The sequence below is a fragment of the Kribbella sp. genome, from assembly GCF_035687465.1.
GTDB lineage: Bacteria > Actinomycetota > Actinomycetes > Propionibacteriales > Kribbellaceae > Kribbella.
Genome location: NZ_DASRXP010000114.1, coordinates 1 through 11873, shown reverse-complemented (window position 1 = coordinate 11873; position 11873 = coordinate 1). Strand labels below are relative to the sequence as shown.

At 68.9% G+C, this 11873-nt stretch carries 10 protein-coding genes; 5 read left to right on the top strand and 5 right to left on the bottom strand.

Annotated features, from left to right (window positions below; translation table 11 throughout):
- Window positions 1-117 precede the first annotated feature (117 nt).
- Together aroA and rsgA are read left to right on the top strand one after the other, a co-directional pair.
- Window positions 118-1389, top strand: a complete 1272-nt coding sequence (aroA, locus tag VFG33_RS05645; RefSeq protein ID WP_325023117.1) for a 3-phosphoshikimate 1-carboxyvinyltransferase — start codon at window positions 118-120, stop codon at window positions 1387-1389.
- Complete coding sequence (rsgA, locus tag VFG33_RS05640; RefSeq protein WP_325023115.1) at window positions 1389-2381, top strand: ribosome small subunit-dependent GTPase A; 993 nt, start codon at window positions 1389-1391, stop codon at window positions 2379-2381. The genes aroA and rsgA overlap by 1 nt, the downstream gene beginning before the upstream one ends.
- Here the strand turns inward: rsgA and VFG33_RS05635 are convergent.
- The gene (locus VFG33_RS05635; protein ID WP_325023113.1) at window positions 2374-2868 is read right to left on the bottom strand and encodes a DUF2231 domain-containing protein; all 495 of its coding nucleotides are present in this window, start codon (window positions 2866-2868) and stop codon (window positions 2374-2376) included. The two genes, rsgA and VFG33_RS05635, sit on opposite strands and share 8 nt — an antisense overlap.
- A gap of 145 nt (window positions 2869-3013) precedes the next feature.
- Here VFG33_RS05635 and hisN point away from each other — a divergent pair, with 145 nt between their 5' ends.
- Window positions 3014-3796 (top strand): histidinol-phosphatase, encoded by a 783-nt coding sequence (hisN, locus tag VFG33_RS05630; protein ID WP_325023112.1) that lies wholly within the window; start codon window positions 3014-3016, stop codon window positions 3794-3796.
- Here the strand turns inward: hisN and VFG33_RS05625 are convergent.
- On the bottom strand, window positions 3793-5007 hold the full coding sequence (locus VFG33_RS05625; protein ID WP_325023110.1) for an MFS transporter: 1215 nt from the start codon (window positions 5005-5007) through the stop codon (window positions 3793-3795). The two genes, hisN and VFG33_RS05625, sit on opposite strands and share 4 nt — an antisense overlap.
- Before the next feature lie 116 nt (window positions 5008-5123).
- On the opposite strand from VFG33_RS05625, the gene VFG33_RS05620 reads away from it, so the two are divergent.
- Complete coding sequence (locus VFG33_RS05620; RefSeq protein WP_325023108.1) at window positions 5124-5549, top strand: CBS domain-containing protein; 426 nt, start codon at window positions 5124-5126, stop codon at window positions 5547-5549.
- A gap of 44 nt (window positions 5550-5593) precedes the next feature.
- Here the strand turns inward: VFG33_RS05620 and VFG33_RS05615 are convergent, their stop codons facing one another.
- The 3 genes from VFG33_RS05615 to VFG33_RS05605 all read right to left on the bottom strand — a co-directional run bounded on the left by VFG33_RS05615 (window position 5594) and on the right by VFG33_RS05605 (window position 10084).
- Window positions 5594-7321: a S8 family serine peptidase gene (locus VFG33_RS05615; protein WP_325023106.1), complete on the bottom strand. Its 1728-nt coding sequence runs from the start codon at window positions 7319-7321 to the stop codon at window positions 5594-5596.
- Window positions 7322-7445: 124 nt separating this feature from the next.
- The gene (locus VFG33_RS05610; protein ID WP_325023104.1) at window positions 7446-8789 is read right to left on the bottom strand and encodes a M16 family metallopeptidase; all 1344 of its coding nucleotides are present in this window, start codon (window positions 8787-8789) and stop codon (window positions 7446-7448) included.
- Window positions 8786-10084 (bottom strand): M16 family metallopeptidase, encoded by a 1299-nt coding sequence (locus VFG33_RS05605; protein ID WP_325023102.1) that lies wholly within the window; start codon window positions 10082-10084, stop codon window positions 8786-8788. The genes VFG33_RS05610 and VFG33_RS05605 overlap by 4 nt, the downstream gene beginning before the upstream one ends.
- Before the next feature lie 111 nt (window positions 10085-10195).
- On the opposite strand from VFG33_RS05605, the gene VFG33_RS05600 reads away from it, so the two are divergent.
- The gene (locus VFG33_RS05600; protein ID WP_325023100.1) at window positions 10196-10762 is read left to right on the top strand and encodes a cysteine hydrolase family protein; all 567 of its coding nucleotides are present in this window, start codon (window positions 10196-10198) and stop codon (window positions 10760-10762) included.
- The last annotated feature ends 1111 nt before the right edge of the window (window positions 10763-11873 follow it).

Sequence of the window (11873 nt, the reverse complement as noted above, 5' to 3'; positions counted from 1 at the left end):
ATCGTGGATGATTCTCAAAGGTCGCGAGGTGCGTGCCTGGGCGACAGCAGCGTCAAGCTACATCGCTCACGGGACACTAGGCTCGTGGCGAACGTACACGGACTAGCGAGGAGTGAGATGAGCACGTCTGCGGGCTGGCCGGCACCACGAGCGCGGAGCGCGGTCGACGGCCGGGTCACCGTGCCCGGTTCGAAGTCGATCAGCAACCGCGCGCTCATCCTGGCCGCCATCGCTGACGGACCGTCGACGCTGTCCGGGCTGCTCGCGGCCCGGGACACCGCCCTGATGCGGGCCGCGCTGGTCTCGCTCGGGGTCGGGATCACCGAGAAGGACGGGCTGGTGACCGTGACGCCGGGCTCACTGAAGGGCCCCGCCGCCGTGGATTGCGGCCTGGCCGGCACCGTGATGCGGTTCGTCCCGCCGGTCGCGGCGCTCGCGGACGGCGTCATCTCCTTCGACGGCGATCCCTACGCCCGCGAACGCCCGATGAACGTCATCCTCGGCGCCCTACGGACCCTCGGCGTCCAGATCGACGACCACGGCACCGGCAGGATGCCGTACGCCGTCAACGGGTCCGGCGCGGTCCGCGGCGGCAAGGTCACCCTGGACGCCTCGGGGTCGAGCCAGTTCGTGTCCGCCCTACTGCTGGCAGGAGCCAGGTACGACGAGGGCGTGGATCTGCGGCACGACGGCAAACCGGTTCCCTCGCAACCGCATCTGGACATGTCAGTCGCGATGCTGCGCGAGCGTGGAGTCCAGGTGGACGACAGCGAGCCGAACCGCTGGGTCGTTGCTCCTGGCCCCATTCGCGCGCTGGACACGGCGATCGAGCCGGACCTGTCGAACGCGGCCCCCTTCCTCGCGGCCGCAGTGCTGACCGGCGGCACGGTGACGGTGACCGGCTGGCCGGCCGAGACCACCCAACCCGGCGGACAGCTTCCCGAGATCTTCACCCGCTTCGGCGCCGAGGTCGCGTTGTCCGACGATGGTCTGACCGTGCGTGGCACCGGCCGGGTCCAAGGGGTCGATCTGGATCTCAGCGAAGTCGGTGAGCTGTCGCCGGTGATCGCGGCCGTCGCCGCGCTCGCGGACGGGCCGTCGTACCTGCGAGGGATCGCGCACCTGCGCAACCACGAGACGGACCGGCTGGCCGCGCTCGAGACCGAGTTCAACGCGCTCGGCGGGGATGTCACGCAGACCGCGGACGGCCTGGAGATCCGGCCGAAACCCTTGCACGGTGGGCTTTTCGGCACCTACCACGATCACCGGATGGCCCACGCGGCCGCCGTCCTCGGGGTCGCGGTGGACGGCGTGGAGATCGAGAACATCGGGACCACGGCGAAGACCTTGCCGGAGTTCCCGGACCTCTGGTCGGCGCTGGTGAGCTGATGTCGCGGTACGACGAGGAAGCGAAGTACGACCGTCCGAAGCGGCGGACCAGGCCGCGGACGAAGGACCGGCCCGCGTACGCCGACGCCGTCACCGGGTTCGTCATCACCCGGGACCGCGGCCGCTACACCTGCTGGGTCGGTGAAAGTGATCGAGTCGTCACGGCGATGAAGGCCCGGCAGCTCGGCCGGAAGGGCGTCATCGTCGGCGACCTGGTGAAGCTGGACGGCGATGCCACCGGCGACGAGGGCACCCTCGCGCGGATCGTCGAGGTACTCCCCCGCAAGACCCTGCTGCGCCGGTCCGCGGACGACGACGACCCGATCGAGCGCCCGCTGGTGGCGAACGCGGACCAGTTGGTGATCGTGGTCTCGGTGGCGAACCCGGAGCCGCGGACCAGGTTGATCGACCGGTTCCTGGTGGCGGCGTACGACGCGGGCATGCGGCCGCTGTTGTGCCTCACCAAGATCGATCTGGCCGACCCGGAACCACTGCTGTCGACGTACCGGCCGCTCGGGGTGGAATCTGTCGCCACCCAGCGCGACGGCGATCTCAGCGAGCTGTCCGAGCAACTGCGGGACCGGACCAGCGTGATGGTCGGGCATTCGGGTGTCGGCAAGTCCACCCTGGTGAACGCGCTGGTTCCCGGCACCAACCGGGCGATCGGGGTGGTGAACGACAACACCGGCCGCGGGCGGCATACGTCCACCAGCGCGCTGCTGCTCCGGCTCCCCGACGGCGGCTGGATCGTGGACACACCGGGGATCCGGTCGTTCGGGCTGGCTCACGTGCAGCCCGACCAGCTGATCAACGCCTTCGGCGACCTCGCCGCGGAGACCCGCGACTGCCCGCGCGGCTGCACGCACTCCGAGACCGAGCCGAACTGCGCGCTCGACGACGCCGTGGCCGCCGGCCGGGTGGACGCCGAGCGGGTCGCCTCGTTCCGCCGGCTGCTGGCCAGCCGCGAGGGCCGCGACCTGGAGACTACTTAGCCGGCAGTTGGCCGGTCCAGACGGCTTTGGCACCCGCGTCGCCGGTCCGGATGGTCTGGTAGATCACCAGGACGCCGACCACCACCACCGCGACGCTGACCACCAGCTCCAGCGGCCTGCTCTTCGTTGCCTTCGCACCCTTTCCGGTGGCCAGCTGGGACGGGCCCGCGAGCACCAGGAACGCCAGCACCGCGAGCACGGCGAATCCCAGGGTGAACCACAACAGCAGCTCGCCGCGCTCCTTGTGGACGTGAACGATCTGGTCCAGCGCCGGAACGGCGGCCACGAACGCCTCGCCGCTCTCCTTCGCGACCCACGCCACCACCAGGGCGACCAGCCCGAGCAGCAGGGTCGGCCAGCGGAGCAGCCAGCGCCACTTCGGTACCACCGCGAAGACGATCGCGGTGAGCGCACTGACCGGCAGCAGAACCACTGCGAGGTGAATGACCAGCACGTGCAGGGGAAGGTCTCCGAAGCGCTCGAACATGACGCCTCCTGGGGTCGGTCCGGCAATGAGCTCTGACACTAACTGCACGTTCAACCAGCACCGACGGTTCAATCGCGGCCGCAACCGAGCCGCAATCTTCACCCACCGGGGCACTACTGGTCACCTGGCAGGTTAGCCTTCCCGCATGCCCTCGCACACCGACGACTTGCGGCTCGCCCACATCCTGGCCGACGACGCGGACTCCACCACGATGGACCGCTACAAGGCGCTCGACCTGCATGTCGCGACCAAGCCCGATCTGACCCCGGTGAGCGAGTCCGACCGCAAGGTCGAGGACGTGATGCGCAAGACCCTGTCCCGGGCGCGCCCGCGGGACGCCTTCGTCGGCGAGGAGGAGGGCACCACCGGCTGGGGCGTCCGGCGCTGGGTGGTCGACCCGATCGACGGCACCAAGAACTACATCCGCGGCGTACCGGTCTGGGCCACCCTGATCAGCCTGATGATCGAGGACCAGGTGGTCGTCGGCGTGGTGTCCGCGCCGGCCCTGGGCAGGCGCTGGTGGGCGTCGTACGGCGACGGTGCGTGGACCGGCCGGGCGCTGATGTCCGCCCAGCCCTGCCGCGTCAGCGACGTCTCCGACCTCGGCGACGCCTCGCTGTCCTACTCGTCGCTCAAGGGCTGGGAGAAGCTCGGCAAGAAGGACCAGTTCGCCGACCTGATGGACTCCTGCTGGCGGACCCGCGCGTACGGCGACTTCTGGTCCTACATGCTCGTCGCCGAAGGGGCCGTCGACATCGCCGCCGAGCCCGAGCTGAACCTGTACGACATGGCGGCCCTGGCCATCATCGTCGACGAGGCCGGCGGCAAGTTCACCTCGCTGGACGGGGTCCCCGGCCCGAACGGCCCCAACGCGGTCGCCACCAACGCCCGCCTCCACGAAGAGGTCCTCAGCCACCTGGCGGGCTAGTCCGTGGCAACGCGTTGGAGGCGCCAGACGGCGGGGACCATCAGCGTGACCACGGTGATCGCGATGTGCAGGCCGGCGCCGTAGAGTTCGACGGCCTTGACACTGACCACCGCCGCCAGGTAACCGACGGCCAGCTGGCCGATCGGGATGGCGATGAAGGATCCCAGCATGTCGTACGACGAGACGCGGGACAGCTTGTCCAACGGGATGTGCTGACCTAGTGCGGTCTCCCAGCCGATGCCGAAGATGTCGAACCCGACGCCGACCAGGAACGCCATCGCCATGATGGCGACCGTGTTCGGCGCCAGCGCCAGGCAGACGAACATCGGCGCGGACAGCAGCACGCCGAGCATGCCGATCCGCAGCGGATACTTGGGTTTGACCCGGATCATCACGATGCCGCCGACGATCAGCCCGGCACCGAAGGAGGCGCTCACCAGGCCCCAGCCGGTCCGGCCGAAGGTGTCGTCGGCGATCACCGGGCCGAGCGTGCTGTAGCAGGCGGTGAAGATCAGGTTGAGCAGGCCGAACGCCACCACGATGGTCCAGACCCACTGCCGCGAGATGAACTCGGACCAGCCGACCCGGAGGTCCTCCAGCATCGAGGTGCCGGCCCGCTCGATCCGCGGCAGGGTCAGCCGGGCGATCAGCACCGCGCCCAGCAAGAACGTCGCCGCGTCCACGGCCAGCCCGATCCCGGGACTGGTGAACCCCACGATCACCCCGGCGACCGCGCCGCCGCCGATCAGCGCGATGGACCGGACGAACCCGGACACCGCGTTCGCCTGCGGCAGCTCGGCCCGATCCACGATCGAGGGCAGGATCCCGGTCAGGGCCGGCATCACGAAGGCCGCGGCGACCCCGTTCACCGCCTCGATCACAGCCAGTTGCCAGATCTGGGCGTGTCCGGACAGCACCAGTACGGCTGCCAGCGCCTGGGTCAGCCCACTGACCGTGTTCGCCACCACCAGCACCAGATGCCGGGGCAGCCGGTCGGAGATCACCCCGCCGATCAGCAGGAACACCACATTCGGGATGCTCCGGGCCGCCAGCACGATTCCCACCGCTCCGGCGGTGTCCGACACGTCCAGCACCGCGAAGACGAGGGCGATCGGCGCGATCGAGGAGCCGAGCAACGAGACGAACCTGGCCGAGACGAAGATCCGGACGTCGCGGTGGCGGAGTACGGCGAGATCCGAGCGCCAGCTCACCGGCTGACAGCAGGGGCGGAAAGGGCTGCGGTCACCGTCCGCATTCTGCCAGACCTGCCGTTCACGGCCGCTTTTCGCTACCTTTGGGTATTGGTCCTCGAACTGCAGGAGGCTCCGTGAAGATCAACGACGTACTGCGCGGCAAAGGCAACCAGGTCGTCACCATCTCCCCGCAAGCCACCGTCACCGAGCTGCTCGCTCTGCTGGCCGAACACAATGTCGGCGCCCTGGTGGTCAGTTCGGACGGCAGCTCCGTGGACGGGATCGTCTCCGAGCGTGACGTGGTCCGGCTGCTGAACGGCACGCCCGACGCGGGCGAGGTCCGGGTGAGCGCGATCATGACCTCGGAGGTGCACACCTGCACCCCGGACGACCTGATCGACAACCTGATGCGGCTGATGACGGAACAGCGCATCCGGCACGTCCCGGTGGTGGTGGACGACGCACTGGCCGGCATCGTCAGCATCGGCGACGTGGTCAAGTCCAGGATCGGCGAGCTCGAGTTCGAACGCGAGCAGCTGTCCAACTACATCGCCGGGTAAAGCGTCCGGCCCCCGGCTGCAGTCGCCGGGGGCCGGAGTACGGGCTAGTAGCGTGTTACCGCGGCCCAGGCATCGACGATGCCGTTGCCGTAGAACCCGTTGAAGTTCCGCCCGCCTTCGCACAGCGCGTTGAACTCGTCCGAGCGGCCTTCGTTCGTGTAGGTCTGCAGCCGCGGGGTCGGGCAGGCGCGCTCCTGCGCACTGCCGAGCAGGATCTTGCCCACCTTGTCAGGGTCCAGCCCGAAGGATCCGCGCCGTCCCTGCTTGCCGTACTCGCTGACGATCAGCGCGGCGACACCTGCCGCGTGCGGTGACGCCATCGAGGTGCCCTGCAGCACGTAGTAGTACCCGCAGCGCTTGTAGTCGGTGACTCCCGCCTTGCACTGCTTCTGTACGCCGGCAGTCACGCCTGCCGGTGTGATCGCTCCGTTCGCGTCGACGGCCACTGTGGGTACGCCGTTCGCGTCGGGCACCATCAGCGCCTGCAGGGTGTTCACCGGGTAGGTGGACAGGATCAGGTTCGCGTTGGTGCGGTGTTGCGGCGTACCGAAGTAGTCGCGGAACCAGCCACCCGGGGCCGACACCTCGATCTGCTCGAGACCGTAGTTCGAGTAGTCCGCCTTCTTGCCCGACGGGCCGAGCGCCGAGACGCCGATCACGTGCGGGCCCTCGACCGGCAGATCCACGCAGGTCGCGTTGTCGATCGGCCGTTCGTAGGTGCCGCCAGGCGGGAAGTCGGGGCTGCTGAGGTCGGTTCGCGGCTTGCCGAGATCCTCGTGGTTGTTGCCGAGGGCCCCGACCAGCGTGACGCCGCGGTGGTGGGCGTACTCGAGCGCGCGGCGCATCGCCTTGATGATGGTCCGCTGCTCGGCCTGCGCCTCCGGGCTGTCGGCCGGGTTGGCGGTGCAGTTGTACAGCCATGGGTCGACGTAGAAGGACATGTTCACCACGTCCAGGCCGACGTCGCCCGCATAGGTGAGGGCGTCCGTGACCGGGCCGAGGAACAAGTAGCCGCTGTCCTGGCCGCCGCGGATCTCCACCAGCGTCACGTTCGGCGCGACCCCGGAGACACCGAACCCGTTGGCGGCTGCACCGATCGTCCCCGCCACGTGGGTGCCGTGACCGCTGTCGTCCCAGCCGACCGGGTCCTTACAGCTGGTGAACTCACACGGCCCGTCGACCGACGGGATGTCGGTGACGAAGTTACGGGACAGCTTCCAGTCGAAGTTCGGCGCGATGTCGGGGTTGCGGGCGTCGATGCCGGAGTCGAGCACGCCGACCTTGACGGCCTTCTTGCCCGGCTGGACCTTGCGGGCCTTGTCTGCGCGGATCATGCTCAGCCCCCACAACTGGCTGTCCAGCGGATCCATCTTGGTGCTCTTGGCAACCGCGTTGCCGCCGGCCCGCGCAGCACCGACGTGCTCCTGCTCGACCACCTTCGCCTTGTCCTTCGGCAACTGGCCGATCGCCCGGCTCCGAGCCGCACCCTCGACGCCGGGTGAGGCTGCCACCCGGGTGACGAAGCCGGACGCGGCCGCGCGCACGGTCAACGTACCGAGATTCGCGTTCTCCTTGACCACCTCGCCGCCTGCTGCTTTGACAGCGGCGACCGCCTGGGCCCGGTTCGCTCCGGATTCGAGCAGGACCAGGTACTCGGTGTTGCCCCCGGCCACTGTCGCATCGGCTCCGGCTGTGACCGGAACCGCCAGACTGGCGGCGACCAGGGCGACTGCCCCGGATGCCGCGCACAACGATCTACGGACGTCTCTCACGTGCGGATCCCCTCCCTGAAGTGAGTGTGACCGGGCCACGCTAAATCAGCGGGTCGGGGTCCACCAGACTCCAGGGAGGTGCCGACGTTGTCAGGATTTCCAAGCAAACGACTGACCTGGACGGTCAGCTCAGCTCTTTGACCTCTCCGAGCTCGGCCAACTGGCCGCGAACATCCTTCGCCTCGCCCACCACGATCACGAGCAGCCCGTTGGCGCCGACGTACCGGCGGTAGGCCTCGGTGGCCGATTCGGCCGTGGTCGCGGCGATCTGCGCGAGGTAGTCGTCGGCGAAGTCCACCGGTACGCCGGCCGCGATGTTGCTGCCGACCTGTTGGGCGATGGAGTCGGCCTGCTCGTACCGCAGCGGCGCGGTACGGATCAGGTTGTCCTTCGACTCGCTCACCTCGCGCTCGGTGAGGCCGTCGCGCGCTTCCCGCAGGATCCGCAGCGCATCGGTGATCGCGGCACCGGTGACCTCGGTGCGGACCGAGCCACCCAGGCTGAACGTGCCGCCCTTGCGGGGAGCGCTGAAGCTCGTGCGGGTGCCGTAGGTGTAGCCCTTCTCCTCCCGCAGCACGGTGTCGACGCGGGAGGTGATGGTCCCGCCGACGACATGGTTCGCGACCGCGGCCGCGCCCCAGATGTCCTCGCGGCGGTCCGGACCCGGGCAACCGATCAGCAGCTGGCTCTGCACCGACCCCGGCCGGTCCACCAGGACGATTCGGTCGCCCAGCAGGTAGAGCGGCTCAGGCGTCTCCAGCACGGGGCCGGCCGACGACGTCCAGTCGCCGAACGCCTCGTCGACGATGCCGGCCACGTCCACCCCGGTGGCGTCCCCCGCGAACAGGATCTGCGCCCGGGCAGGCCCGATGTTGTTGCGGTAGAACTCGGCGACCTCGACGTTGGTGAGCGGCCGGATGGTGTCCGGCGTACCGGCGGTCGGCCGCGAGCGCCTGCTCGACGGGTCGAACAGGTTGGCCGCGAACGCCTCGCGGGCTCGATAGCCCGCGTTCGCCCGCTCCTGGTTGATCTCACCGAGCCGGATCGTCACGTGCCGCCCGACATCGGCCTGGTTGAACGCGGGCCGCGTGACCGCCTCGGCGAGCAGCTTGACCGCCGGGGCCAGTTGCGACACCGGCACGGAGATCTCCACGTGCAGCGCGTCCGAGCTGACATCCACCCCGTACGCCGCGCCGTGGCGCTCCAGGGCAGCCGCGAACTCGTTGGCGGAGTGGAGCTCGGTCCCCTCGTCGAGCGTGCGGGACATGATCGTCGCGACCCCTTCGAGGTCACGCCGTTCCGCCACCAGCGGCATCGCGATCGTGACCCGCACGGTCGCGACATACTGGCCGGGCCGGTCGAACACGTGGACCGGCGTACCGACGCGGGTCGCCGTCGTGGTCGACTCCGGGAACTTCCACGGCCGCGGCGGCGCGACAGCGGGCGGTGTGGTCAAGGCCTGGCTCATTCCTGCTCCCCTGCTGCTTCTTCGGTACTTGCCGGCCGGCGGTACGTCACCTGGGCACGTCCCTCGGCGCGGATCCACTGCGCCGCGACTGCCTGCACCTGCTCGGCCGTGACCGCGCGGATCTGGTCGATCCGGGTGTTGATCCGGTTCGCGTCGCCGAACAGCAACGCGTAGTGCGAGATCTCGTCCGCACGCCCGGCACAGGTCGCGAGCTGCTCCAGCCAGTCCCGCTCGGCCTGCGCCTGCACGGTCGCCAGCTCGTCAGCGGTGATGCCGTCGGCGGCCAGCTTCTCGATCTCGTCGACGAGCGCGTCCTCGACCTTCTCCAGGTCGATGCCGTCCGACGCGATGCCGGTCAGCGTGCCGAACGAGACCCCGCCGATCAGCGGCAGCGCACCGCCCGACACCGACTGGGCGATCTGCTCGTCCCGGACCAGGCGGCGGTTGAGCCGGCCGCTCTGGCCGGCCGCCAGGACGTCGAGCGCGAGCGCGGCGGCATCCAGCTCCGGCGTCCCGTCCACCGGCAGCCGGAACATCATCGTGACCAGGTCCGACGGAACGTCCTCGACCACGTCGTCGCGGAAGACGCCCTCGATCGGGCCGATCGTGCCGTCCGGGGCTTCCGGCGGCTGCGGGATCGCCGGCAGGTGCCCGAAGTACCGCTTCGCGGCGTCGAACGCGTCTTCCGCGGCGACGTCGCCCACGATCGTCAGCACCGCGTTGTTCGGCCCGTAGTACTTGCGGAAGAACGCGTGCACGTCCTCGACCGCGGCAGCGTCCAGGTCGGCCATCGAGCCGATCGTCATGTGCGAGTACGGGTGGTCCGCGGGGAAGGTCAGGCGGACGAGCCGCTCGTACGAATCGCCGTACGGCCGGTTGTCGTAGCTCTGCCGCTTCTCCTCCTTCACCACGTCGCGCTGGTTGTCCAGGTTCTCCTGGTTCACCGCGTCCAGCAGGTAGCCCATCCGGTCCGCCTCGAGCCAGAGCGCCAGATCCAGACCACCGCTCGGCAGTGACTCGAAGTAGTTCGTCCGGTCGAAGAACGTGGTCGCGTTGAGGCTGGCACCGGCGTTCTCCAGCAGGCCGAAGTGCTGCCCGGACTGCACGTTGCGCGACCCCTGGAACATCAGGTGCTCGAACAGATGCGCGAAGCCGGTCAACCCCGGTGGTTCGTGCCGCGAGCCCACGTCGTACCAGAGGTTGACAGCAACGATCGGCACAGCCCGGTCAGAACTCACAACCACGCGGAGCCCGTTGTCCAGGGTCTGCTCGGCAATGGGATAGGTCAGCGGCATGTCGCCACCCTACGTGCTCTTCAACCCCCGCCCACGCCCGTTCGCCACCAGCGCACACCCTCTGCGGCTAATCGGTTTGACCGGGTGCGGGAGCGGGTCGACGATGGCGAGATGCCAGAGAGCCTGCCGCCCGTCCAAGCGCTGCTGATTATCGACATCCAGACCGGGAACGTCACCGGCACCGGCGCAGTACCGGACGCGGCGCGGCTGCTCGAGAACGCCGCAGACCTGCTGGACAAGGCACGCTCAAGCGGCGCACTCGTGGTGCACGTGCAGAACGACGGCCCGGCCGGCATGGCGGACGAAACCGGGACGCCCGGCAGGGAACTGCACCTGCCCGTCCACCCCGGCCGCACCGAACTCGTGATCCGGAAGAAGGTGGACGACGCCTTCAACGGAACCCTCCTGGCCGCGCTGCTGCAGGAACGCGGAGTGAGCTCACTGGCGATCTGCGGCCTGATGTCAGAGATGTGCGTCAGCGCAACAGCCCGCACGGCGCTGTCCCTGGGATACCGGGTAGTCCTCCCCCACGACGCCCACGCGACCACCGGCATCCCACCCACCCCGGGAACCAGCCCTGAGATCCCAGCCGCCACAGTCTCCCGCGTCGCCGAATGGGCCCTGGGCAACGAGATCACTATCCCCCCACACGCAACCGACGTCTCCTTCACCACCTGAACCCCCAGTACGCCGCCCGCCGCCGGCCGCGGTTCGCGGGTAGGTGCATGTGGTTCGCGGTAGGTGCAAGTGGTTCGCGGTAGGTGCATGTGGTTCGCGGGTTTCATAGGTGTGGGTGGTTCGCGTCGCCGGGCTGCGTGATGGTGCTAGTCATGGTGAGGTGAGTCAAGGGCGCCTCGCGGCCCTTCGGGCTCGAACAAGTTCGACCCTGGACACACCTCACCACGACCAGGGAAGGACGCAGCTACGCCCGGAGCCGCTGGGAAGTACGGCCACAATTCAGGGAATTACGTCGGGGGGCGGCCGAACGCCTTCCGTGGTAGGGACCCGGGGGATTTCACCCGCCGCCGGGTGAATCTCGGGCAGGTTGTCGGGACCTTGAACACCAAATCGGGGCCTCGGACAACAATTATCTTGTCCGAGGTCCCCACTACCTGTCCGAACCCCCGACTCAATCACCGCCCGGTCCCAGGCGAACCACCTGGCGGAACGAGCACACCACCAGGCGGACCAGTCGATGAACCACCCCGGCCGATGCCCGCCTGCTCGACCGATACCGCCCTACAGACCGGCATCGGCCCAACGACTCGGCATCCACCCGGACGGGCCCACCGCCGATAGCGGGCTGTTGGACCGATAGCGCCCAGTAGACCGGTATCGGTCCCACAAGCCGGCAGCCGACCGAACCACGCCACTGCTCGACGCGAGGCCCCACCGCCCGGCCCCATCCAGACCTACAGAACCCGCCGATCCCACCCGGGAAACCGGTTACTGGACAGGGTTCTGCGAGTTCTGTAGGTCCGGGTGGGGCCGCCCCCGGAAACCCACGATTGAGCGCCGGCTCACCCCCGCTCGGTGTGGTTACCGCACGGTGTGGCGGTTAACCCACTGGCAGAACAGTGGGCGAACCCCACCAAGAGGAGTTATCCCCCCGCTTCTACCCCGAACCACCCGGGCGAACGGAAACCCGGATGCAGCTCACACGTCAGCGCGGATCCGCGTAGCTGCGTCCTTCCCTGGTCGACGTGGTGGGTGTCAAGGGTCGAACTTGTTCGAGCCCGAAGGGCCGCGAAGCGCCCTTGACACCCACCACGTCGACTAGCACACTCCC

Coding starts and splice junctions, on each gene's coding strand:
- aroA (WP_325023117.1), top strand. CDS start 118: ATGAGCACGTCTGCGGGCTGGCCGGCACCACGAGCGCGGAGCGCGGTC.
- rsgA (WP_325023115.1), top strand. CDS start 1,389: ATGTCGCGGTACGACGAGGAAGCGAAGTACGACCGTCCGAAGCGGCGG.
- VFG33_RS05635 (WP_325023113.1), bottom strand. CDS start 2,868: ATGTTCGAGCGCTTCGGAGACCTTCCCCTGCACGTGCTGGTCATTCAC.
- hisN (WP_325023112.1), top strand. CDS start 3,014: ATGCCCTCGCACACCGACGACTTGCGGCTCGCCCACATCCTGGCCGAC.
- VFG33_RS05610 (WP_325023104.1), bottom strand. CDS start 8,789: ATGAGCCAGGCCTTGACCACACCGCCCGCTGTCGCGCCGCCGCGGCCG.
- VFG33_RS05605 (WP_325023102.1), bottom strand. CDS start 10,084: ATGCCGCTGACCTATCCCATTGCCGAGCAGACCCTGGACAACGGGCTC.
- VFG33_RS05600 (WP_325023100.1), top strand. CDS start 10,196: ATGCCAGAGAGCCTGCCGCCCGTCCAAGCGCTGCTGATTATCGACATC.